Origin of the sequence: Pseudomonas sp. lyk4-R2A-8, from assembly GCF_030209095.1 — a bacterium.
Lineage (GTDB): Bacteria > Pseudomonadota > Gammaproteobacteria > Pseudomonadales > Pseudomonadaceae > Aquipseudomonas > Aquipseudomonas quebecensis.
Genome location: NZ_JARVSS010000008.1, coordinates 58,232 through 79,993, shown reverse-complemented (window position 1 = coordinate 79,993; position 21,762 = coordinate 58,232). Strand labels below are relative to the sequence as shown.

Below are 21,762 nucleotides of genomic sequence, written 5' to 3'. Positions count from 1 at the left end.
CATCATCGAAAGACGGAGCTCTAGGTATAGCCAACTCTGGGGAAATAGCCTCTATTTTGCGCTGCCGGTTTGACAGGCCGAGGGCCAACGTTAAAGCTGCACGCAGCCCGCCATGCCGCAGACCGTCCCTGCGGATTTCAACGACCGCGCCGAGGCCAACCTCAACCTGGCCATGCTTTACCAAGCCAGCGGCCGGCAAGACAAAGTCGAGTCCCAGCTACGCACTGCCCTGCTGCGCGATCCTGATTTTTTTCCCGCGCTGGTCACCCTGGCACAATGGCTGGAAGCCCATGATCGCGGCGAAGAAGCACGCGCCCTGATCGCCGGGCAGTTGGCCGAGCATCCTGACGCTGCGCTGTTGCAACACACCCAGGGCTTGATGCTGATACGCAGCGACGCTGCCGCCGAAGCGATGGGCTATCTGCGCAACGCCGCGCGTCTGGACCCGGCCAACGCCCAGTATGGCTTTGTGCTGGCGGTGGCGCTGCATGACGGCGGCCAGGTCGAACAGGCGTGCCAGCAGTTGGAAGCGGTGCTCCAGCGTCAGCCGTATCATCGCAATGCGCGGCTGTCGCTGATCCAGTACTACCTGGAGAGTGGCCAGGAGCCGAAGGCGCAACGGGTCTTGCAGAGCTGGAAACAACTCAACCCTGGCGACCCGGCGTTGAAGTAGAGCCTTAGCCGCGTTCGCGCGGAATCAGACTCTGCAACTGCGAGGCCAGGAAGTTGGCGTCGAAGCCAAAGGTGTCCGGGTCTTTGAGGCCATTGGTTTTCTTCCATAGCCAGTCATTTTTGTCGGCCGGCAGCACCAGCGACACGCTGCCGTGACGGGCAGCGGTCAAGCCCATCACCGATACCGAGATCAAGCCGCCCATGGCCATGACGTCAGGCACAAACTCCACGGTTTTACCGGTGATCTGTACCAACAGCTTTTCAGTCTTGAAGGTTGATGTTTCCACCGGCACGCTCGGCCCGCTGGCGACATAGGTTTGACGTTGGACCTCCAGCAAGCCGACGCGCTTGACCGGCTCCAGCCATTGCTCGATCTGCCCGAACAACTCGTCGAGCTTTTGCGTCCAACGGGCCGACTGCACCTCGAACTGCTGCTTCTTGTGCGCTTCGCTATCGGCGTAATGACGAAGCATCTCGCCCAGTTGCTGTACATCGTCCATTGCGGATTTCCTTGGGTGTGCCAGGTTGCGATATCCGATCATGGCAGATGCGGCCATTCACCGTACGATTAACGCCGATGGCCGCCGTGGGCGTGCACGAGACGAGCCTGAAGTCGGCGTTTGCCGCTGAATCAGAACTGCACCGGTCATTTGGCGGGTAACTGCGTCTGACTATTCAGCGGCCGATGCGTAAGGTGAAGGCACTTTCCCTGTCAGGAGCATCGCATGCGCACCATCGGCCTTATCGGCGGCATGAGCTGGGAGTCCAGCGCCGAGTATTACCGCCTTATCAATCAGCGGGTGCGCGCCCAGCTCGGGCCGTTGCGTTCGGCGCCGATGTTGATGTACAGCGTGGATTTCGGGCCGGTGGCCCAGGCGCAGCACGACGGGCGTTGGGACGATGCCGCACAGATCCTCGAAGACGCGGCGCGGCGCCTGCAGGCCGGCGGCGCGGACTGTGTGGTGCTGTGCACCAACACCATGCATCGGGTGGCGCCGCGTATCGAGGCGGCGGTGTCGATTCCTTTCCTGCATATCGCCGACGCCGTCGGCCGGGCTGCCGTGCAGGCCGGCACACTCACCGTCGGCTTGCTCGGCACCGCCTTCACCATGGAACAGGACTTTCTCAAGGCGCGCCTGGCGGAGCATGGCTTGAGCGTGCTGGTGCCCGAGACCGAGGAGCGCAAAGCCGTGCATAAGATCATTTATGAAGAGTTATGCGTGGGAATCATCAGCGACACCTCGCGCCAGGCTTATCTGCGCATCATCGCTGCGCTGGCCGCGCGGGGCGCCCAGGCGATCGTCCTCGGGTGCACGGAGATTGGTCTGCTGATCAAGCCTGAACACACGGACCTGCCGCTGCTGGACACCACCGAGCTGCATGCACAGGCTGCGGTGGCGTTTGCAGTGCAGGATTAAGCCGACGGGCGCAGACGCGCCATGCTGACGGTGTCGACATACACGCCGTCACGCAGGGCGTAGTCGCGCAGCACTCCTTCCACTTCGAAACCAAACGTGCGGTACAGACGTTGCGCGGCCTGGTTGTCGGCGTACACCGTCAACTCGACGCGGTGCAGGTTCATCCAGTTGTCGGCCACGTCCAGGGCCGTCTTCAACAGCCGCGACCCCACGCCCTTGCCCTGCCAGGCGGTCGCCACGCCCATGCCGAACGTGCCGACGTGGGCCTGGCGCACGCGCAAGTACTGTTGCAGCCCCAGCTGGCCCACCACTTCGCCGCCATGCAATGCCACCAGTTGCAGGCGACGCTCGTCATCCAGCACCAGGCGCTTGCGCCACACCTCGATCGACTGGAACGGCATCTGCAGCACCTGACGACACACCGCCGGCTCGTTGTAGAGCGCCGCGACGCCTTCAAGGTGGGCCTCGGTAAAGCGCTGGATGACGATATGGGGTTCAGGCGTGTGCATGCGGTTTCATCCTTGGAAAAACAGGGGGCCTGCCAGTGTAGAGGCGTCGGCCGTCCGCTGCCTAGGGCGCCGGGGCGGTCGTCCACAACGACGGCCAATCGCCGTAGGCCACACCGGTGCAGCGCGACATTATGTGGAACTCGCTGAGCTGGAATGCCTTGCCATCAAACACCCAGGCCGCCCCGGCCCCGCAATCGCCGAGCCCGCGTTGCTTGTAGAAATAACTCAAGGTGCCGGTGGCCGGATCGTAGCCCACCGAACCCTGCAGCGCGGCCCCGTCCAACGGCAACGGCTCCAGCTGCAAGGCGGCCTGGGCATAAGGCGCCTGGCGCGCGCGTTGCACCACCTCGTATTCACAGTTATAGGCCGCGCAGTCGTAACGCAACACGGTGATGGCGTGCGACGCCGTCAACGCACCGGCGCTGGCTTCGGGTGGCGGCGAATCCTCTTGCGCCGTTTCGCCTTTGAGCGCCTCGGCCACCAGGTTTTTCTGCTCCTGGGCGGTCAATGCCGGTGCGCCGGGGAATGCACGCAGCAAGGGCACCGGCATGTGCGCCGGTACGCTACTCGCCGCGCCCTTGCCCGGCCGCGCCAGAGCCGTGACGTTATCCACCCGGCCCTGCACCGCATCCATCAACAGCAGCGAAGCGCTCAGCCCACTCAGCGACACATGCGCGTCGGTATCGGCGGGCACTTGCAGGCGCTGACCATTGCGCAAGCGTTGCAACCACCGACGTGCCGCGTCGTCGTCCAGGACGCCGTAGGACTGCACATCCGGATCGCCACCCTGGTCATCCCGCTGCGCCTGCAAATCCTGGGTCAAGGCATCGCCCAGGGGCTGGCCGTCCAGTTGCAGGGTCGACAAGTCCACGGCCTCGCCCCGATGGTCGAAGCGCAAGCGCAAGTAACCCTGCGGCCCGGCCTTGTGCCAGATATGCAGGGTCAGCGAGCTGTAGTCTTCTTCATTGGCACCACTCGGTGCGCTGAGGGCGTGACAATCGCGCAGGTTGTCGCAACCGACCACCCATTCCTTGATGTCACGCAGCAGCGGCACACTCTCGGCAGCGGGTTGTGCAAAGGCTTGGGCAGAGGAACCGGCCAGCAGGGCCAGGAGTAAGGGGCGCAACATGGGGACTCTCCGTGTCGGAAAAAGACGCGGATTGTCACATGTTCGGCGCGTGCCGTCAGCGCCCGGCAGCCACCCGCCACACCCGCGCAATATCCGCCGCCCGCTCGCGCAACAAGCGCGGCGCTTCGTTGCAGGCCTGCACGAGGCTCATTGGTCCGCTTGGCAAGGCGAAGGCTGCGGCGACGCCGTGTTGATACATCTGCGCGTAGCCATCACCGAGGGTGCCGGCGATGACGATCACCGGCACACCGTGTTGGCGGGCGATGCGTGCGACGCCGAACGGGGTTTTACCGCGCAGGGTCTGGGCATCGAATTGGCCTTCGCCGGTGATGACCAGGTCGGCGCCATGTATGGCCGCATCCAGGCCCACCAGGTCGGCGACCACCTCGACGCCCGCGCGGAACCGGGCGCCGAGAAACGCCTTGGCGGCGAAGCCCAGGCCGCCGGCGGCGCCGCTGCCGGGTTCATCGCGTACGTCGCGGGGCAGCACCCTGGCGCAATGATCGGCGAAGTGCCCGAGGGCGGCATCGAGCTGTTGCACCTGTTGCGGGCCCGCGCCTTTTTGCGGGCCGAAAATCGCCGAAGCGCCGTGAGGGCCGCAGAGCGGGTTGTTGACGTCGGCGGCTATGTCGAAACGCACCTGGGCCAGGCGTGGATCGAGGCTGTCCAGGCCGATGCGCGCCAACTGTGCCAAGGCCAGGCCTCCGGGCGGCAGGACGCGGTCGTCGGCGTCAAACAGCTGCACACCCAGCGCCTGCATCGCGCCGGCGCCGCCGTCGTTGGTGGCGCTGCCGCCGATGGCCAGGATGATGCGCCGGGCACCCGCTTCAAGCGCCGCGTGGATCAGTTCACCGGTGCCGAAGGTGCTGGTGCGGCACGCATCGCGCGCCTCCGGCGGTACCAACTGCAGGCCGCTGGCTTCGGCCATTTCGATGATGGCGGTGTGGCTGTCGGCCAACCAGCCCCAGTGCGCCTCGACCGGGGTACCCAATGGGCCGCGAACCGTCCGGCGACGCAGCTCACCGTGGCAGGCGGCGAGCACGGCGGCCACCGTACCTTCACCGCCGTCGGCCATCGGGCACTGGATCAACTGCGCCTGCGGCCAGACCTCGGCCAACCCGTCGGCAATCGCCTGGGCGACGCCCTCGGCACTCAGGCTGTCCTTGAACGAGTCGGGGGCGATGATGATCTTCATGGGCGTTCTCCGGTTTTTATGCCGTCCATGCTGCCAGTTGGCAGCGGCAATAACGCCGGTCCGATGCACAAGTGCGGCGTGGGTTTGTTGTTCATTCCGACAAAGCCTGGGGCAGCAATTGCACGCCCAGGTACAAGGCGAGCATGCCGTCCAGGGTCAGCGGGTCAACGCCGCTGAGTTCGGCGATGCGCTCCATGCGATAGCGCAGGCTGTTGCGGTGGATGCCCAGCGCGTCGGCACAGGCCTGGCTTTGCCCATCGTGCTCGCACCAGCTGCGCAGGGTCGCCAGTAACTGCCCATTGGCGTCCTTGGCCAGGACTTTGCGCAACGGGTTGAGCAGTTCGTCGAGGGCGTCGTCGTTGCGATGGCGCCAAAGCATTACCGGCAGACGATAGCGGTTCAGGGTCAGCAACTGCGCATGGGGCAGGATATCGCGCCCGTAGGCCAGCAGGTCGCCGACCCGTCGGTAGCAGCGCCGCAGCCCGGCCAATCCATCGGCCTGACCGCCCACGGCCACGCGCAGTACAGGCCAGCCCTGGCCGGCGAGCTTTTCCAGCAGTCTGGGGTTGTCCACCCAGACCCCGGCCGGTCGGCACCACAGCAGTGAAAACTGCGCCGAGCTGACGCACCAACTGTCGGGATAGCGTGCGCTCAGCCAGGCGGCGAGGTCCTGCGCGCAGGCGCCTTCGCCCAATTCGAACAAGTACGGTATGCGCGGCATGTGAGGCTTGAGCCCCAGCTGCCGGGCTTCGTCGATCAAGCGCGGCGAGTCGCCGGCATCGGCCAGCAATAACGCCAGCAGATCATCGCAACGCTGGCGTCGCCACTGCTGGTCGGCCTGCTGATGGCGATGGCTGACCAGCATTTCAGCGGTCATGCGCACCAGTTCGGCGTAAGTGCGCAGCAATTCGGGCTCGCCGGTAAGGCCCAGTACGCCGATCAGGCGTTGGTCGTGCATCAGCGGCAGGTTGATACCGGGTTGCACGCCTTTGAGGTGTTTGGCGGTCTGGCCGTCGATCTCGACCACGCGGCCGTTGGCCAGCACCAGTTGCGCGCCTTCATGCCGGGTGTTGATGCGTTCGGGCTCGCCACTGCCGAGGATCAGCCCCTGGCTGTCCATGACGTTGACGTTATAAGGCAGGATGGCCATGGTGCGATCGACGATATCCTGCGCCAGGTCATGATCCAGCTCGAACATGGGGCTAACTTCCTGCAAGGCGTGGTTGGTCATCGGCACAGCGCAAAGCCGGCTTCACTGTGCGCGAGCACAAAGACAGCCGCCTGCTACCTGGCCGAGACTCTTGGGGCGATCAACGTTACCCTCGCATCGCGAAAAATCATAATAAAGAGAGAACGCCATGTCACAGAGCGCCGCTGTCACCCAGGCCAACGATGACGATAAAAACGCTGTCTACAAGCGCGTGACCCTGCGCTTGATCCCCTTCATTTTTATCTGCTACCTGTTCAACTACCTCGACCGCGTCAACGTCGGCTTCGCCAAGCTGCAGATGCTCGATGCCCTCAAATTCAGCGAAACCGTGTACGGCCTCGGGGCCGGGATCTTCTTCATCGGCTATGTGCTGTGCGGCGTGCCGAGCAACCTGGCCCTGAACAAATTCGGCCCACGGCGCTGGATCGCGCTGATGATGATCGTGTGGGGCACGTTGTCGACCTGCCTGCTGTTCGTCACCACACCGACCCATTTCTATACCCTGCGCCTGTTTACCGGTGCCGCCGAAGCCGGCTTTTTCCCCGGCGTGGTGCTGTACCTGTCGCAGTGGTTCCCGACCTTTCGCCGTGGGCGGATCATGGCGTTGTTCATGTCGGCGATCCCTGTGTCAGGCCTGCTGGGCAGTCCGTTTTCCGGCTGGATTCTCAACCACTTCGCCGCCGGCCAGGGCGGTCTGGCCGGCTGGCAGTGGATGTTCCTGCTGCAAGGCATCCCCACGGTTCTGCTGGGCGCCCTCGCCTACTTCCTGCTCAGCGACAGTTTCGCCCATGCCAAGTGGCTCACGCCCAAGGAGCGCGCGGTGCTGGAAGCCGACCAGGCCACGGACCTGGCGAACAAGCCCAAGACCACCAGCGACTCCCTCGCCGAGGTGTTCAAAAACCCGGCGATCTGGGCCTTCGGCCTGATCTACTTCTGTATTCAGAGCGGCGTGTACGCGATCAACTTCTGGCTGCCGTCGATCATCAAGAACCTGGGTTTCAGCGATAACCTGGTGATCGGCTGGCTCAGTGCGATCCCTTATCTGCTGGCTGCGGTGTTTATGTTACTGGTGGGCCGTTCGGCGGACTTGCGCAAGGAGCGTCGCTGGCATTTGGTGGTACCGATGCTGATGGGCGCGGTGGGCCTGGTGATCGCGGTAAACTTCGCCACCACGCCGGCCATTGCCATCCTCGGTCTGACCATTGCCACCATGGGCGCTCTCACCGGCCTGCCGATGTTCTGGCCGGTGCCGACGGCGATGCTCAGCGCAGGCGCAGCGGCGGGTGGCCTGGCGTTGATCAACTCCATGGGCCAGATGGCGGGCTTCCTCAGCCCTTATATCGTCGGGTTCGTAAAGGACGCCACGGGTTCGACGGATGTTGCGTTGTACCTGCTGGCGGCGGTGATTGTGGCGGGCAGTGCGCTGGCACTGCGCATGACACGGACCTTGAAGGTCTAACGCAGTCCAGATGGGAGGGGTTTGCCAGATGGCGACAGGTATCGATACAAATCAAACGACTGTCACCACGGCAAGCTCCCTCCCTCAGTAGGCTGCGGTTACAGCAGGCCGCCGCCGTTGATATCGATGACAGCGCCGCAGATAAAGCCATTTTCCATAGCCAGCACATAGCCTGCCGCCACCTCTTCGGCCTGCCCCACGCGGCCCACCGGCAACGCGCTTGCGGCGTTGGCAAACGTCGCCAGGCGCTGGTCTTCGGCCAACCCGGCATACGCCGGGGTATCAATTACACCGGGGCTCACCACGTTGACCCGACGCGGCGCCAGTTCCTTGGCCAACTGCTTGCCCAGGGCTTCAGTGGCGGCGTTGATACCGACTTTGATGAACTGCCCCGACGCCAATTTGCGCCCCAATTGCCCGGAGGTCAGGCTGATGCTGCCGCGCTCGTCGAGGAACGGCAGCGCCTGCTGGATTGCCCGCAAGGCGCCCCAGAGTTTCACGTTGAAGTTGTCCTGGGCTTCCTCCAGATCGGTATCTATCAAGGCTTTGGCATGCACCGATGGGCCGGACGTGTACACCAAATGATCAAAGCGCCCAACGGTTTCGAACAAGCGCCGCAGGGACTCGGTGTCGGTGACGTCCACGGGCTCGCTGCGCAGGCCGTTGTCGCGGCTCGATGACAGGCGTCGTCCCGCCAGCACCACTTGAGCGCCGCGTGCGGCGGCGGCCTTGGCCACTGCCGCGCCGATACCGCTGCTGCCACCGATCACGATGACGGTTTGGCCATTGAGGGGAGAAGTCATGAAGGAGAGTCCTGGGTTAGAAAGTGAGCGTTCATCTTCCCAGCTTGGCAATCAGCGAAAAATCCCGGTAAAACGACAGGATCTTTAAAGGATTTTTACAAATGAGTTCACTCCTGGACCTTGAAGTCTTCGTGCGCACCGCCGACACGGGCAGCCTGTCCGCCGCTGCCCGAGGGTTGGGCCTGACTCCGGCAGCGGCCAGTATTGCTCTCAAACGCCTGGAAACCCGGTTGGGCACTCGCCTGCTGGCACGCTCCACCCGGAGCATGCGCCTGACCGAAGAAGGCCGGCGCTACCTCGACAGCGCGCGCGAGGCCCTGGCTGCTTTGGCCGAAGGCGAGCAAGCGCTCAGGCAGCAGAGCCAGGGCCTGACCGGTTTGCTGCAGCTGGCCGCACCCTCGGATTTCGGGCGCAATGTGGTGCTGGGCTGGCTGGATGAGTTCAAGCTGGAACACCCGAACATCCGCCTGCAATTACTGCTCAACGACAGCAATGCCGACCTGTTTCGCGACACCGTCGACATTGCGCTGCGTTTCGGCGTCCCACGGGATTCCAGCCTGGTGGCGCTGCCGGTGGTGCCCGGCCACCAACGCCTGCCCTGCGCCAGCCCCGACTACCTGGCGCGCCACGGCACACCACGCACGCCGGCGGAGTTGGCGCAGCACAACACGCTGCGGTACATGCGTCAGGGCCGGGCCAACAGCACTTGGTACTTTCGACAGGGCACGGCATTGCAGGAAGTCGAGGTGACGGGCGACTACCTGAGCGATGACGGTGAAATCGTGCGGCGCTGGGCGCTGGCTGGCCACGGAATTGCCTACAAAGCCAACCTCGACATCGCCCGGGACCTCAAGGCCGGACGCCTGGTGCGCCTGTTGCCTGACTGGCAGGGAGAACCCACGCCGTTCAACTTGATGTGCCCTCACCGCCTGCAGGTGTCGGAGCGAGTGAAAGTGCTGCACCGATTTCTACAAGCGCGCTGCCAGGCCCTGCTGAGTGCGTGAAGAAACGCGCGCGGGTCTTGTTCCAGAGCTGGCGACTCTGGTATTGCATAGGTCACGTCTCATAGCCGCAAGGAGCTTTGCATGATTTATCGCACGTTGGGCCAGTCCGGGTTGAAGGTCAGTGTCCTGACCCTGGGCACCATGATGTTCGGCGAACAGACCAACACCGAAGACTCGCTGCGCATCATCGACAAGGCCTGGGATCAGGGTGTCAACTTTATCGACACGGCGGACGTGTACACCGGCGGGCGTTCCGAAGAGTTGGTGGGTGAAGCCATCGCCCGGCAGCGCCACGATTGGGTGGTGGCGTCAAAAGTCGGCTTCGGCCCGGCCGATGGTGTGCCCAACCGCAGCGGCCTGAGCCGCAAGCGAATATTCAACGCGCTCGATGCGAGCTTGACCCGCCTCGACACCGATTACCTGGACATCTACTACCTTCACCGCGAAGACCACCAGACGCCGTTGGAAGTGACCGTCTCGGCCATTGGCGACCTGATTCGCCAGGGCAAGATCCGCTACTGGGGCCTGTCCAACTATCGCGGCTGGCGCATTGCAGAAGTGATCCGCGTGGCCGAACGCCTGGGCGTGGACAGGCCTGTAATCAGCCAGCCGTTGTACAACATCGTCAACCGCCAGGCCGAGGTGGAGCAGATCACCGCCGCCGCTGCGTATGGCCTCGGCGTGGTGCCCTACAGCCCGCTGGCGCGCGGGGTGTTGAGCGGTAAATACGCCCCGGATGTCACCCCGCAAGCCGGCAGCCGCGCCGCGCGCCAGGACAAGCGCATCCTGGAAACCGAATGGCGCATGGAGTCGCTGCGCATCGCCCAGCAGATCCAGCAGTACACCCAAGGGCGTGGCGTGGGCATGGTGGAATTCGCCATCGCCTGGGTGCTCAACAACGCCGCGGTGAGTTCGGCGATTGTCGGGCCGCGCACCGAAGCCCAATGGGATGCCTACACCGGCGCGCTGCAGGTGAAGATCACGGCCGAAGACGAGGCGTTCATTGATTCGCTGGTCACGCCGGGGCATGCGTCCACACCAGGGTTCAATGACGTGGGCCACTTCGTTTCGGGACGCACGCCGCTGTGAGCGCGCTCTGACAGCGCAGCGTAAGAAAGTTTTCGGTGATTTGCCCCAAAACAGAGCAGCCTTGACGCGCCGAAAGCACCATAATCCCCTGCTCTTTTGATTGAATCGGCTTTCGCGAGGACAGTGTGTCTAAAGGTGTGGTGTTATCGGTCTCGGCCTCGGTGTTGTTTGCCGTCATGTACTACTTCACGTCGTTGCTCACGCCATTGAGCGGCCTGGAGATTTTCGGCTGGCGCATGTTGCTGACCGTGCCGTGCATGACGGTATTCATGGTGGTCAGCGGCGAGTGGCGACACGTGTGGGAACTGCTGCGCCGGCTCACGGCCGAGCCACGCTTGATCGCCGGCGTGGTGGTGTCGTCGGCCCTGCTGGGCGTGCAGTTGTGGCTGTTCATGTGGGCGCCGCTCAACGGGCGCAGCCTGGACGTGTCGGTGGGGTATTTCCTGTTGCCACTGACCATGGTGCTGACCGGGCGCCTGGTGTGGGGCGAACAGCTGTCCTATTTGCAGAAGATCGCGGTATTTTTTGCCGCGCTCGGTGTGCTCAACGAGTTGTATCAGGCCGGTGGGTTCTCCTGGGCGACCCTGGTGGTCATCATCGGTTACCCGCTGTACTTCATCGCGCGCAAATACCTCAAGACCGATCACCTTGGCGGCCTGTGGCTGGACATGGCGCTGATGCTGCCCGTGGCATGGTGGTTCGTGCAAAGTGGCGAACAGGGCTTTGCGGTGATGGATGCGCAGCCGAAGCTCTATGCATTGATTCCGACCCTGGGCCTGATCAGTGCCTCGGCGCTGGTGAGCTATATCATCGCCAGTCGCTTGCTGGCCTTCAGCCTGTTCGGCCTGCTCAGTTATGTCGAGCCAGTGCTGTTGCTGCTGGTGGCGCTCTTGCTGGGTGAAGGCATCAAGGCCGGGCAATGGCTGACCTACATTCCGATCTGGATCGCGGTCATGGTCCTGGTGTTTGAAGGGTTCAAGCACTTGGTGCGCCAGCGCCGGGCGTAACGCCCAGGCAATAAAAAGCCCGGCCAGGGTTTACGTTGGCCGGGCTTTTTTCTACACGTGCGTTCAGTCGGCGGTCAACACACCGCGACGGACCTGGTCACGCTCGATGGATTCGAACAGGGCCTTGAAGTTGCCCTCGCCGAAGCCATCGTCCCCCTTGCGCTGGATAAACTCGAAGAACACCGGGCCCATCAGGGTTTCCGAGAAGATCTGCAGCAACAGACGCTTGTCGCCTTCGATGGACGAACCGTCCAGCAGAATGCCACGGGCCTGCAGTTGATCGACTGGCTCGCCGTGGTTGGGCAAGCGACCTTCGAGCATCTCGTAGTAGGTGTCCGGCGGCGCGGTCATGAAGCGCATGCCGATTTTCTTCAGCGCGTCCCAGGTCTGGACCAGGTCGTCGGTGAGGAACGCCACATGCTGGATGCCCTCGCCATTGAACTGCATCAGGAACTCTTCGATCTGCCCGGCGCCCTTGGAGGACTCTTCGTTCAGTGGGATGCGGATCATGCCGTCGGGGGCGCTCATGGCCTTGGAGGTCAGGCCGGTGTACTCGCCCTTGATGTCGAAATAGCGAGCTTCACGGAAGTTGAACAGCTTCTCGTAGAAGTTGGCCCAGTACACCATGCGCCCGCGATAGACGTTGTGGGTCAGGTGGTCAATGACCTTGAGGCCGGCGCCCTTAGGGTTGCGGTCCACACCGTCGAGGAAGACGAAATCGATGTCGTAGATCGAGCTGCCTTCGCCGAAACGATCGATCAGGTACAGCGGCGCGCCGCCGATGCCTTTGATGGCCGGCAGGTTGAGTTCCATCGGGCCGGTTTCGATATGGATCGGCTGAGCGCCCAGTTCCAGTGCGCGGTTGTAGGCCTTTTGCGAATCCTTGACCCGGAACGCCATGCCGCACACCGACGGGCCGTGCTCCGCCGCGAAGTACGAGGCGATGCTGTTGGGCTCGTTGTTGAGGATCAGGTTGATCTCGCCCTGGCGATACAGGTGCACGTTCTTGGAGCGATGGGTGGCGACTTTGCTGAACCCCATGATCTCGAAGATCGGCTCAAGGGTGCCTGGGATCGGCGAGGCGAATTCGATGAATTCAAAGCCCATCAGGCCCATTGGGTTTGCGTGTTGGTCGGTCATGTTCGGTGCCTCATCCTGCTCTTTGAAATAAAGAGTCTGATTAACGAAAAATCAATTGCCAGCAAGGATGAGGTACGGGGGTGGCGCGCAGGACAGGCCTCGCACGCTGCGGGCGAGGAAGTCACCAAAGATGAGGGGGGAGCCGAGTCGCTTCATGGTTGCATCAGTCTCTGACGGCCGAGGCTTGCGTGAGCGCAAGTCCATATTCTTGTATGCGTAAATCGATTCTACACAGCGTAACAGGGTTTGTCCGTACTCTTATCAAATCCCCATCACCCGCGCCGGTGCAAGGGGTTTGTTGCACAGGTAGATACCCCACAGTATTACCGCGCCACCCATCAGCATCGGCGCGCTGAGTGGCTCGCCCAGCAACAGCGCCCCACAGATGACCGCAGTGAGCGGGTTAAGCGCAATAAACACGCCGGAGCGAGTGGCGCCGATGCGGCGGATGCCGTCGTAGTAGCCGATATAGGCCAGGGCCGAGCCCAGCACGCCGAGATAGCCCAGGCTCAGCGCCTGCGGCAGGTCAATGCGGCTCACTGCCTGAAGCGAGAAACCGCCCATGAAGGCGGTGGCGGCGGCCAGCATCGCGGCGCCCAGCAGCACCGACCAGGTCACTGTCTGCAGCGGCCCGAGGCTGGCGTTGAGTTCACGGGAATACAACGAATAAATGCCCCACCCCACCACGCAGCCCAGAATCAGCAGGTCCCCCAGCCCATGATTGGGAGCGCTCTGGAGCAACTGCGGATTGCGGCTGACAATCACGGTCGCGGCGCCCCCCAGGCATAGCGCGATACCGATGATGCGTGCGCGCCCCAGTTGTTCCTTGAACAGCAGCGAGGACGCCAGGCCGATCACCGCAGGGTTCAGGGCCACGATCAACGATGCTCGCGAGGCATTGATGTAGTGCAGCCCATAGAAGAAACACAGGTTGTAGAAGAAAATCCCGAAAAAACCCAGCAAGGCCAACTGTCGCAGTTGCCTACCCGTTGGCCGCACCAGTCGAATGCGCGCCAGGGCCATGAACAACAGCAACGCCAGGCTGGCCAGGATAAACCGCAGGCTGGCGGCCAGCAGTGGGTCGATATGATCGGCCAGGTAGCGACCGGCGACGAAGGTGCCACCCCAGATCATGGTAACGGCGGCAAGCTTGCAGTAAGTCAGATGATCCGAGGTGGGATGCATGATTGTGGCTCAAGGCGTGGCTGATTGAAGGTATTCTCTGAGTAATGACTCATCATCGTAAAATGAGTAAACACTCATGACCCTGACCCAATTGGAAATCTTTTCCCTGGTTGCCGAACTGCAGGGCTTTACCAGTGCCGCCCACCGCCTGGGTATCAGCCAATCGGCCGTGTCCCATGCCATCAAGGCGCTGGAGCAGGAGCTGGGCGTGGCGCTATTCCGGCGGCATCAAACCCTGGTCGAACCCAGCGACATCGGCCTGCAATTACTTGCACGCGCACGCGCCATGCTTGGTCTGGCCAATACGTTGCAACAGGAAGCCGCGGACGCCCGTGGCATGAAGCGCGGCACCTTACGCATCGGCTCATTCGGCCCGACCGCGTCGATACGGTTGCTGCCAGCCATCCTCCAGCGCTTTCGCGCCGAGTATCCGGGAATTGAAGTGCATGTAGACGAAGGGCCGGATCGGCAGGTGATCCAGTGGCTGGAGGAGCGGCGCATCGACGTCGGTTTTGTGGTGCTGGAACAGGAGCGCTTCGATACCTTCGCGTTGTGCGAGGATCAGATGGTCGCGCTGCTGCCGGCGGACCATCCGCTGACCGCGCAGGACGCCTTGCCCCTGCGGGCGCTGTGCGATGATCCGTTTATTCTGACCGAAGCCGGGTCGTCGGAGCTGGTCAGCCGGCTGTTTGCCGGCGCCCAGTTGCAACCCAAGGTGCGTTATCGCTGCGCGCAGCTGCTGAGCACGCTGGAGGCGGTCTGCCGGGGTGACGGCGTCAGTGTCGTGGCGCAGGCGTCGTTACCCTGCGGTCACGATTCGCGCTACGTCACACGGCCGTTGCTACCCAGCGTTGCGCGCCGGATCGGCCTGGCAGTGCTGGATCGGCGACAGGCATCTCCTGCTGCGCTGGCGTTCATAGAGATTGCACAAAACCTGACCAAGGCGAGCATATTTGAGCCCGGCCATCTATCATCGAAACATTCCTCACCGGCGCGCCGGTAACCCCCGCTGCGCAACAGGCCCCAGAACCCATGCCGCTTCGTGTCAATGGCCCTCGAAAGCCCATTACCCGCTTCTCGATCAGCGCCATGTGTGGCCTGCTGCCCGTGCTGCTCGGGGTCGTCATCCTGTATTGGCAGGCCGAACGTACCCTGGAGCAAAGCACGACGCAGACCGCCGAAGAGGCGGTGCGCCAGTTCGACCTGATGCTCGACAACACCGCGCTTGCCGCCCAGGCGCTGGTGCCGCTGGCCGGGCAGCCGTGCGACAGCGCCACTCAACTGGCGCTGCGCGAACAGGTGACGCGCCGGCCATTTGTACGCGCCACCACGTTGTCCTGGCAGAAAAATATCTATTGCAGTTCCCTGTTCGGCGGCGATTACACCTCGCCGGTCAACCCGGATGATTACGTCGATGGGCGCCTGTGGCTGATGGACGGCAACCCGGTCACCCCGGACACCGCGCTGCTGGTTTATCGCCTGGTTGAAGGGGACAAGGCCGCGTTCGCCTCGGTTGACGGCTACCACCTCACCAATGCCCTGCGCCTGATCAGCCGCTATGCGCAACTGATTCTGCAGGTCGGCCCGCACTGGCTCGACGCCGATGGCCAGGTGCGCCGGACACCGCCGCCGACGTTCGCGGTGGCCCATCAGCACCTGACTTCGACGCGCTATGCCTACAGTGTCGATGCCGGCATGCCGGACGGTGAGGTGTGGCGTTACATGCAGGCGCGTTACCCTGCCCTGTTCAGCCTATTGGTGTTTTTTGGCGGGCTGGCGGCACTGCTGGCGCACTGGCTGCAAAAGCGCGCCTCGTCGCCAACCCATGAGTTGCAACGGGCACTGGGCGCCAATGAGTTCATCCCTTACTACCAACCGGTGGTGCGCGGCGACACCCGCGCGTGGGCCGGTTGCGAAGTGCTGATGCGCTGGAAGCATCCGAAGGAAGGCCTGGTGCGCCCGGACCTGTTCATTCCGCTGGCTGAGGATTGCGGCCTGATCGTGCCGATGACCCGCGCCCTGCTCCGCCGGACCGCCGCCGAGTTGGCGCCTCACGCGTCGCGTTTCACGCCGGGGTTCCATATCGGCGTAAACATCACCGCGCGTCACTGCCAGGACCTGCGACTGGTAGACGACTGCCGCGAGTTCCTCGCGGCCTTCGCCCCGGGGCAGGTTACGCTGGTGCTGGAACTGACCGAGCGCGAGTTGATCGAGCCCACTGAGATCACCCGTCGCCTGTTCGAGGCGCTCCACGCGCTGGGCGTGATGATCGCCATCGACGACTTCGGCACCGGCCATTCAAGCCTGGGTTATTTGCGCAACTTCAATGTGGACTACCTGAAGATCGACCAGAGCTTTGTCGCCATGATCGGCGTCGACGCGCTGTCCGGGCATATCCTGGACAGCATCATTGAATTGTCCGGCAAGCTTGACCTGGGTATCGTCGCCGAGGGCGTTGAAACAGCGCAGCAGTGCCAATACCTCGCGAGTCGAGGAGTCGACTTCCTTCAAGGTTATCTATTTGGCCGGCCACTACCGTGTGAGGAATTCGTTAACACCCTGGCCAAGGATTGAATAGGCCCGCACTAGGCAGCTTCAAAAAGTGTTAATGAGACAAAAGACGTGATTTACTCGTGACGTATTAACTACTACAATTTTTCTTGCCCGTTTAGAGTCACCTTAAAGCGCTTGGCTTGCAGCTTTGTTTGCAGTTGATATCAGCCAACTACACTATTGGAGTACCGATTTTGTCCAAACTCGCCGAATTTCGCGCAGCAGAAAGAGCCCTTCAAGAGCAGCTTGCCCAGCTGGAATCCTTGAAGAACGATGCCAGCCTGAAGAAAGAAATCGAATTCGAAGAAAAACTCCAGGGGCTGATGAAAACCTACGGCAAGGGCCTGCGTGACATTATTGCCATCCTGGACCCTAACCCAGGCAAGGCCAGCAGCGTTGCCAGCGCGCCAAAGCAGCGCCGCGCACGCGTCGTCAAGGTCTATCAGAACCCGCACACCGGCGAGTTGATCGAAACCAAGGGCGGCAACCACCGTGGCCTCAAAGCCTGGAAGGAAGAGCACGGCGCACAAACCGTAGAGTCCTGGCTGCGCAAGTGAACCGCACCCAGTCACATAAAGCCCCGCACATGCGGGGCTTTTTATTCAAGGTTCGAAAGTGAACTTAAATAACATTTCATTTTGTTCAGAATCGCTCGATGCCACTGGCTTAAAGTTTCAAGCTGTTACGCACCGAGCCCACTTCATTCTTGCTTTCGTCATAGGCCTGTGCCTGACCGGCGTATGAAAATACATACGCTTTATCGGTATCCACCGCGCCTATCAATGTTTGCGAGAGCACGTGACGGCCGTTTTCGGTAATCACGCAAGTAGTTTCCAGCGCATCGAGACGGCTTAATGTCGTAGGGTGCATTTTGGTGCACACACTTTGATAGCCACCTTGGGCGAAGTCTTTCTGGATAGATTTGCGCATCTCCAGCAACACCCCTTGAAGATTAACTTTATGCCCCGCTTCAATGGGCGTACCAGTCAATTCCATAACCATCAGGGTCTTGCCATTCTCGTCATTCTTGATCGCCCGTTGCCGGGACACAGCCTGCGCCTGGGCGGGCGTATCCGCCGCAGGGGCCACCTCTTCGATCTGCCAGCCGCTGGGCCAATGGATTTCCGGTTCAGCAGCCACTGCCCACGGGCTGGCCAGCAGCACACACATAGCGCTCAATAGCGGTTTACGACAGTCGATCATTGCGAAAACACCAAAGGGTCGAGCCACAAAGTGTGAGCCCCTCCAGCGGCTGGTCGCAAGGCCCGCGCCGGGCTTTTTCATTTGGCGCGGCGGCCAGGCCTTGCGTATCATGGCCCGGCTGCATGAATGCTTGCCGCAAGCCAAGGGAGCGCTCCCGAGTGGAGTCGCGTTTGCCCCATTTTTTTCTGGAGGGCCCATGAGCCTGCACGAACTGAACACTGTCCCCGGCGTTACCGCGCAACCTGACACCGCCACCACGCACTTCGTGTTCAACCACACGATGCTACGCGTCAAAGACATCACTCGTTCGCTGGATTTCTACACCCGCGTTCTGGGCTTCTCGCTGGTTGAAAAGCGCGATTTTCCGGAAGCCGAATTCAGCCTCTACTTCCTGGCCCTGGTGGACAAAACCCAGATCCCCGCAGACGCCGCCGAGCGTACTCAGTGGATGAAGTCGATCCCCGGCATCCTGGAACTGACCCACAACCACGGCACCGAAAACGACCCTGCCTTCGCCTACCACAACGGCAACACCGACCCGCGCGGCTTTGGTCATATCTGCATTTCGGTGCCGGATATCGTCGCTGCCTGCGAGCGCTTCGAAACCCTGGGCTGCGACTTCCAGAAGCGCCTGACCGATGGCCGCATGAAAAGCCTGGCGTTCATCAAGGACCCGGACGGTTACTGGGTTGAGATCATTCAGCCAGCACCGATGTAAACAAAAAAAACCCATGATCGCTCATGGGGTTTTTCATTTGCGTGCTCGGTTTTACGCCGGGGCGGATGTGCGGATCAGGTGATCGAACGCGCTCAGGGAAGCCTTGGCGCCCTCGCCCACTGCAATCACGATCTGCTTGTACGGCACTGTGGTGACATCGCCGGCGGCAAACACGCCGGGCAGCGAGGTCTCACCACGGGCATCGACGATGATCTCGCCACGGGGCGTCAGCTCCACCGTGCCCTTGAGCCAGTCGGTATTGGGCAGCAGGCCGATCTGTACGAAAATGCCTTCCAGGTCGAGCGTTTTGAACGCACCGCTGTCGCGATCCTTGTATGCCAGGCCGGTGACTTTCTGACCGTCACCCTTCACTTCGCTGGTCAATGCGCTGGTGATCACCTCCACGTTCGGCAGGCTGTACAACTTGCGCTGCAGCACCGCATCAGCGCGCAGCTTGCTGTCGAACTCAAGCAGCGTCACGTGACTGACGATACCCGCCAGGTCGATGGCTGCTTCGACACCGGAGTTGCCGCCGCCGATCACCGCCACGCGCTTGCCCTTGAACAGCGGGCCGTCGCAGTGCGGGCAGAAGCACACGCCCTTGGCCTTGTATTCCTGCTCGCCCGGCACGCCCATTTCACGCCAGCGTGCGCCGGTGGCAAGGATCACCGTTCTGGACTTGAGCGTGGCGCCACTTTCGAAGCGGATCTCGTGCAGCTCTCCGGGATTCTTTGCTGGAACCAGGCTGCTGGCGCGCTGCAGGTTCATGATGTCAACGTCGTACTGACGCACGTGGGCTTCCAGGGCACTGGCCAGTTTCGGCCCTTCGGTTTCCTGGACCGAGATAAAGTTCTCGATCGACATCGTGTCCAGCACCTGGCCACCGAAACGCTCAGCGGCGACACCGGTGCGGATACCTTTACGTGCCGCGTAGATGGCCGCCGACGAGCCCGCCGGGCCTCCGCCGACCACCAGCACATCAAAGGCGGCCTTGGCGCTGATTTTCTCGGCAGCTTTTTCGGCGCCGCTGGTGTCGAGCTTGGCGAGGATTTCTTCCAGGCCCATGCGGCCCTGGCCGAAGTTCACACCATTGAGGTAGACGCTCGGTACCGCCATGATCTGACGTTCGTCGACTTCGGCCTGGAACAATGCGCCGTCGATGGCGACGTGGCGGATGTTGGGGTTGAGCACGGCCATCAGGTTCAACGCCTGGACCACGTCCGGGCAGTTCTGGCAGGAGAGTGAGAAGTACGTCTCGAAGCTGAACTCGCCCTTCAGCGCACGGATTTGTTCAATCACTTCAACACTGGCCTTCGACGGGTGGCCACCGACTTGCAGCAGGGCCAGCACCAACGAAGTGAATTCATGGCCCATGGGGATGCCGGCGAAACGCAGACTGATTTCGGCACCCGGCCGGTTGATGGAAAATGACGGCTTGCGCGCATCATCGCCATCGGTTTTCAACGTGATCAGCGTGGTGAGGCTGGTGACGTCTTGCAAAAGAGCCAGCATTTCCTGGGATTTCGCACCGTCGTCGAGGGAAGCGACGATCTCGATCGGCTGGGTGACCCGTTCCAGGTATGACTTCAACTGAGCTTTAAGATTGGCGTCCAACATACGGGCGATTTCCTGTTAATTCGGTTTATTACAGTCGAAAAAAAACGCCCGAGCGAATCTCGCCCGGGCGTTTTTAGGGGCGGTTGCGGCTTACTTCACAGGTGCGGAAACCCGCCCCAGGTGCTTCACAGACTTAGATCTTGCCGACCAGGTCCAGGGACGGAGCCAGGGTGGCCTCGCCTTCTTTCCACTTGGCTGGGCAGACTTCGCCCGGGTGGGCGGCAACGTATTGAGCAGCCTTGATTTTGCGCAGCAGCTCGGAAGCGTCACGGCCAACGCCGCCGTCGTTCAGCTCAACGATTTTGATCTGACCTTCCGGGTTGATCACGAAGGTACCGCGGTCCGCCAGGCCGGCTTCTTCGATCAGCACGTCGAAGTTGCGCGAGATGGTCAGGGTCGGGTCGCCGATCATGGTGTACTGGATTTTGCCGATGGCCGGCGAAGTGTTGTGCCAGGCCGCGTGGGCAAAGTGGGTGTCGGTGGAAACGCTGTAGATCTCGACGCCCAGTTTCTGGAACTCGGCATAGTTGTCAGCCAGGTCTTCCAGCTCGGTTGGGCAAACGAAGGTGAAGTCGGCTGGGTAGAAGAACACGACCGACCACTTGCCTTTCAGGTCAGCGTCGGTCACATCTACGAAGCTGCCGTTTTTGAACGCGGTGGCTTTGAACGGTTTTACTTGGCTGTTGATGATAGGCATCGTTGACTCTCCGTCAGGGGTTAAGAAGTTGATGGGGTGAATCCTACCCAGTCTGTTGATAGATGGCTCATTGGCAAACCTGATGCTGACGATTGGTTTTCGCTATCAGGTAACCGTATATATAGAAGAAAATTCAAATCAACGGTTGGCTGGCCAGCGTCATTCCCAGAAAGGGCGTCGCTTCAACATAGCGCATGGCGGATTTCATGTCGTTCCAGCCGACGTAACTCATCAACGACTTCATATCCCAGCCGCTGCGATGGGCCCAGGTGGCGAAGCCTCGGCGCAGCGAATGGCTGGTGTAGTGCTCGGCTGCAATCCCGGCCCGCTCAAGCGCCTGGCGCAATAGCGGAATGACACTGTTGGCGTGCAAACCCGTCTCTGCCAGGTTGCCCCAGCGATCAATGCTGCGGAACACCGGCCCACGCACCAGCGCCGCGGCGTTCAGCCAGTCGCTGTAGGCCTGCACCGGGCACAAGCGCAACAATGCCGGCGTGTGATAGGTCTTGCCGAGGTTGTCGCGGTCACTTTTGCTGCGCGGCACGTACAGGCTGATGCCGACGCCAGGCGTTGCCTGCACATGCTCGACCTGCAGACGGCACAGTTCGTCGCTGCGAAAACCACGCCAGAAACCCAGCAGGATCAGGGCCGTATCGCGCTTGGCGCGCAGCACGCGCGCGGGGTCCTGAGCCGCATTTGCCTCTTGCGCGTCGCGCTCAAGAAAGGCCACCACTTGCTCAAGATGCTGGAGCTGCAACGGCTCGGCCTGTTTTTCCCGCGCCGGGTGCACGGCGCGGATGCCTTTAAGCACCTTGCGCACCACCGGCGCCTTGGTCGGGTCGGGAAACCCCTGGCTGATGTGCCATTGCGCCAATGCAGACAGGCGCAGTTTGAGCGTGTTGACCGCCAGCACGCCCGCATGCGCCACCAGATAGCGCGCCACGCTGTCGCTGGTCGCCGGCAGGAAACCGCCCCAGATAACCTCGAAGTGCTCGATCGCGGCGCGATAGCTGCGACGCGTGTTATCGCGGGTGGCGGCGGTGAGGTATCGATCCAGATCGCTCATGGGCGGGCCTATTCGTACGGTAAACGGAGGTGGCAGGCGCTTAAAACGCGCATGACACGGGATAATACGCCAATATCCCATCTGTTGG

General features: G+C 61.9%; 21 protein-coding genes and 1 pseudogene. 10 read left to right on the top strand and 12 right to left on the bottom strand.

The features are described from left to right. Positions 1 to 142 precede the first annotated feature (142 nt). Positions 143 to 673 (top strand): annotated as a pseudogene (locus QRN10_RS08740) (tetratricopeptide repeat protein); the annotation flags it as partial. Positions 674 to 677: 4 nt separating this feature from the next. Here the strand turns inward: QRN10_RS08740 and QRN10_RS08735 are convergent. Then, entirely contained in the window at positions 678 to 1,172 is a 495-nt protein-coding gene (locus QRN10_RS08735) for a hypothetical protein (RefSeq protein WP_181077681.1), read from the bottom strand. Positions 1,173 to 1,397: 225 nt separating this feature from the next. On the opposite strand from QRN10_RS08735, the gene QRN10_RS08730 reads away from it, so the two are divergent. Further along, positions 1,398 to 2,090: an aspartate/glutamate racemase family protein gene (locus QRN10_RS08730; protein ID WP_285428207.1), complete on the top strand. Its 693-nt coding sequence runs from the start codon at positions 1,398 to 1,400 to the stop codon at positions 2,088 to 2,090. Here the strand turns inward: QRN10_RS08730 and QRN10_RS08725 are convergent. From QRN10_RS08725 to QRN10_RS08710, 4 genes are all read right to left on the bottom strand, one after another. After that, a complete protein-coding gene (locus QRN10_RS08725) occupies positions 2,087 to 2,599 on the bottom strand; it encodes a GNAT family N-acetyltransferase (RefSeq protein WP_181077685.1) in 513 nt (170 codons plus the stop codon). The two genes, QRN10_RS08730 and QRN10_RS08725, sit on opposite strands and share 4 nt — an antisense overlap. 61 nt (positions 2,600 to 2,660) lie before the next feature. Continuing rightward, positions 2,661 to 3,728 (bottom strand): DUF1176 domain-containing protein, encoded by a 1,068-nt coding sequence (locus QRN10_RS08720; RefSeq protein WP_266249421.1) that lies wholly within the window; start codon positions 3,726 to 3,728, stop codon positions 2,661 to 2,663. A gap of 55 nt (positions 3,729 to 3,783) precedes the next feature. Next, the gene (locus QRN10_RS08715; protein ID WP_285428206.1) at positions 3,784 to 4,923 is read right to left on the bottom strand and encodes a glycerate kinase; all 1,140 of its coding nucleotides are present in this window, start codon (positions 4,921 to 4,923) and stop codon (positions 3,784 to 3,786) included. Between the two features lie 91 nt (positions 4,924 to 5,014). Next, positions 5,015 to 6,121 (bottom strand): sugar diacid recognition domain-containing protein, encoded by a 1,107-nt coding sequence (locus QRN10_RS08710; protein WP_285428205.1) that lies wholly within the window; start codon positions 6,119 to 6,121, stop codon positions 5,015 to 5,017. A gap of 160 nt (positions 6,122 to 6,281) precedes the next feature. Here QRN10_RS08710 and QRN10_RS08705 point away from each other — a divergent pair, with 160 nt between their 5' ends. After that, the gene (locus QRN10_RS08705) at positions 6,282 to 7,592 is read left to right on the top strand and encodes an MFS transporter (protein ID WP_253507766.1); all 1,311 of its coding nucleotides are present in this window, start codon (positions 6,282 to 6,284) and stop codon (positions 7,590 to 7,592) included. Between the two features lie 98 nt (positions 7,593 to 7,690). Here QRN10_RS08705 and QRN10_RS08700 read toward each other — a convergent pair whose 3' ends face one another. Next, entirely contained in the window at positions 7,691 to 8,395 is a 705-nt protein-coding gene (locus QRN10_RS08700; protein WP_285428204.1) for an SDR family oxidoreductase, read from the bottom strand. 101 nt (positions 8,396 to 8,496) lie between these two features. On the opposite strand from QRN10_RS08700, the gene QRN10_RS08695 reads away from it, so the two are divergent. From QRN10_RS08695 to rarD, 3 genes are all read left to right on the top strand, one after another. Continuing rightward, the gene (locus QRN10_RS08695; RefSeq protein ID WP_181077697.1) at positions 8,497 to 9,399 is read left to right on the top strand and encodes a LysR family transcriptional regulator; all 903 of its coding nucleotides are present in this window, start codon (positions 8,497 to 8,499) and stop codon (positions 9,397 to 9,399) included. Positions 9,400 to 9,480: 81 nt separating this feature from the next. Then, the gene (locus QRN10_RS08690) at positions 9,481 to 10,488 is read left to right on the top strand and encodes an aldo/keto reductase (protein WP_181077699.1); all 1,008 of its coding nucleotides are present in this window, start codon (positions 9,481 to 9,483) and stop codon (positions 10,486 to 10,488) included. 125 nt (positions 10,489 to 10,613) lie between these two features. Next, positions 10,614 to 11,495 carry an EamA family transporter RarD gene (gene rarD, locus QRN10_RS08685; RefSeq protein ID WP_253507776.1) on the top strand — a complete coding sequence of 294 codons (882 nt, stop codon included), beginning with the start codon at positions 10,614 to 10,616 and terminating at the stop codon, positions 11,493 to 11,495. A 63-nt stretch (positions 11,496 to 11,558) separates the two neighbouring features. Here the strand turns inward: rarD and hppD are convergent, their stop codons facing one another. Next, positions 11,559 to 12,635, bottom strand: coding sequence for a 4-hydroxyphenylpyruvate dioxygenase (hppD, locus tag QRN10_RS08680; RefSeq protein ID WP_253507779.1), 1,077 nt, complete (start codon positions 12,633 to 12,635; stop codon positions 11,559 to 11,561). 261 nt (positions 12,636 to 12,896) lie between these two features. Next, positions 12,897 to 13,820, bottom strand: coding sequence for a DMT family transporter (locus tag QRN10_RS08675; RefSeq protein ID WP_285428203.1), 924 nt, complete (start codon positions 13,818 to 13,820; stop codon positions 12,897 to 12,899). Between the two features lie 76 nt (positions 13,821 to 13,896). Between QRN10_RS08675 and QRN10_RS08670 the strand changes: the two genes are divergently transcribed. The 3 genes from QRN10_RS08670 to QRN10_RS08660 all read left to right on the top strand — a co-directional run bounded on the left by QRN10_RS08670 (position 13,897) and on the right by QRN10_RS08660 (position 16,930). Then, the gene (locus tag QRN10_RS08670) at positions 13,897 to 14,823 is read left to right on the top strand and encodes a LysR family transcriptional regulator (RefSeq protein ID WP_285428202.1); all 927 of its coding nucleotides are present in this window, start codon (positions 13,897 to 13,899) and stop codon (positions 14,821 to 14,823) included. A 29-nt stretch (positions 14,824 to 14,852) separates the two neighbouring features. Further along, the gene (locus QRN10_RS08665) at positions 14,853 to 16,394 is read left to right on the top strand and encodes an EAL domain-containing protein (protein WP_285428201.1); all 1,542 of its coding nucleotides are present in this window, start codon (positions 14,853 to 14,855) and stop codon (positions 16,392 to 16,394) included. 173 nt (positions 16,395 to 16,567) lie between these two features. Next, positions 16,568 to 16,930 carry a histone-like nucleoid-structuring protein, MvaT/MvaU family gene (locus QRN10_RS08660; RefSeq protein WP_181077711.1) on the top strand — a complete coding sequence of 121 codons (363 nt, stop codon included), beginning with the start codon at positions 16,568 to 16,570 and terminating at the stop codon, positions 16,928 to 16,930. 109 nt (positions 16,931 to 17,039) lie between these two features. Here QRN10_RS08660 and QRN10_RS08655 read toward each other — a convergent pair whose 3' ends face one another. Then, entirely contained in the window at positions 17,040 to 17,576 is a 537-nt protein-coding gene (locus QRN10_RS08655; protein WP_181077967.1) for a DUF4946 domain-containing protein, read from the bottom strand. Between the two features lie 196 nt (positions 17,577 to 17,772). Between QRN10_RS08655 and gloA the strand changes: the two genes are divergently transcribed. Beyond that, entirely contained in the window at positions 17,773 to 18,294 is a 522-nt protein-coding gene (gloA, locus tag QRN10_RS08650) for a lactoylglutathione lyase (protein ID WP_181077713.1), read from the top strand. 51 nt (positions 18,295 to 18,345) lie between these two features. Here the strand turns inward: gloA and ahpF are convergent, their stop codons facing one another. The 3 genes from ahpF to QRN10_RS08635 all read right to left on the bottom strand — a co-directional run bounded on the left by ahpF (position 18,346) and on the right by QRN10_RS08635 (position 21,674). Beyond that, positions 18,346 to 19,911 (bottom strand): alkyl hydroperoxide reductase subunit F, encoded by a 1,566-nt coding sequence (gene ahpF / locus QRN10_RS08645; protein ID WP_181077714.1) that lies wholly within the window; start codon positions 19,909 to 19,911, stop codon positions 18,346 to 18,348. 133 nt (positions 19,912 to 20,044) lie between these two features. Beyond that, positions 20,045 to 20,608, bottom strand: a complete 564-nt coding sequence (ahpC, locus tag QRN10_RS08640; protein ID WP_003191303.1) for an alkyl hydroperoxide reductase subunit C — start codon at positions 20,606 to 20,608, stop codon at positions 20,045 to 20,047. A gap of 133 nt (positions 20,609 to 20,741) precedes the next feature. Continuing rightward, a complete protein-coding gene (locus tag QRN10_RS08635; protein ID WP_266249447.1) occupies positions 20,742 to 21,674 on the bottom strand; it encodes a site-specific integrase in 933 nt (310 codons plus the stop codon). Positions 21,675 to 21,762: the final 88 nt, after the last annotated feature.

Bases quoted from the DNA above. Each gene is read 5' to 3' on its own strand.
- QRN10_RS08735 (WP_181077681.1), bottom strand. From the start codon at position 1,172: ATGGACGATGTACAGCAACTGGGCGAGATGCTTCGTCATTACGCCGAT.
- QRN10_RS08730 (WP_285428207.1), top strand. From the start codon at position 1,398: ATGCGCACCATCGGCCTTATCGGCGGCATGAGCTGGGAGTCCAGCGCC.
- QRN10_RS08725 (WP_181077685.1), bottom strand. From the start codon at position 2,599: ATGCACACGCCTGAACCCCATATCGTCATCCAGCGCTTTACCGAGGCC.
- QRN10_RS08720 (WP_266249421.1), bottom strand. From the start codon at position 3,728: ATGTTGCGCCCCTTACTCCTGGCCCTGCTGGCCGGTTCCTCTGCCCAA.
- QRN10_RS08715 (WP_285428206.1), bottom strand. From the start codon at position 4,923: ATGAAGATCATCATCGCCCCCGACTCGTTCAAGGACAGCCTGAGTGCC.
- QRN10_RS08710 (WP_285428205.1), bottom strand. From the start codon at position 6,121: ATGTTCGAGCTGGATCATGACCTGGCGCAGGATATCGTCGATCGCACC.
- QRN10_RS08705 (WP_253507766.1), top strand. From the start codon at position 6,282: ATGTCACAGAGCGCCGCTGTCACCCAGGCCAACGATGACGATAAAAAC.
- QRN10_RS08700 (WP_285428204.1), bottom strand. From the start codon at position 8,395: ATGACTTCTCCCCTCAATGGCCAAACCGTCATCGTGATCGGTGGCAGC.
- QRN10_RS08695 (WP_181077697.1), top strand. From the start codon at position 8,497: ATGAGTTCACTCCTGGACCTTGAAGTCTTCGTGCGCACCGCCGACACG.
- QRN10_RS08690 (WP_181077699.1), top strand. From the start codon at position 9,481: ATGATTTATCGCACGTTGGGCCAGTCCGGGTTGAAGGTCAGTGTCCTG.
- hppD (WP_253507779.1), bottom strand. From the start codon at position 12,635: ATGACCGACCAACACGCAAACCCAATGGGCCTGATGGGCTTTGAATTC.
- QRN10_RS08675 (WP_285428203.1), bottom strand. From the start codon at position 13,820: ATGCATCCCACCTCGGATCATCTGACTTACTGCAAGCTTGCCGCCGTT.
- QRN10_RS08670 (WP_285428202.1), top strand. From the start codon at position 13,897: ATGACCCTGACCCAATTGGAAATCTTTTCCCTGGTTGCCGAACTGCAG.
- QRN10_RS08665 (WP_285428201.1), top strand. From the start codon at position 14,853: ATGCCGCTTCGTGTCAATGGCCCTCGAAAGCCCATTACCCGCTTCTCG.
- QRN10_RS08655 (WP_181077967.1), bottom strand. From the start codon at position 17,576: ATGATCGACTGTCGTAAACCGCTATTGAGCGCTATGTGTGTGCTGCTG.
- gloA (WP_181077713.1), top strand. From the start codon at position 17,773: ATGAGCCTGCACGAACTGAACACTGTCCCCGGCGTTACCGCGCAACCT.
- ahpF (WP_181077714.1), bottom strand. From the start codon at position 19,911: ATGTTGGACGCCAATCTTAAAGCTCAGTTGAAGTCATACCTGGAACGG.
- ahpC (WP_003191303.1), bottom strand. From the start codon at position 20,608: ATGCCTATCATCAACAGCCAAGTAAAACCGTTCAAAGCCACCGCGTTC.
- QRN10_RS08635 (WP_266249447.1), bottom strand. From the start codon at position 21,674: ATGAGCGATCTGGATCGATACCTCACCGCCGCCACCCGCGATAACACG.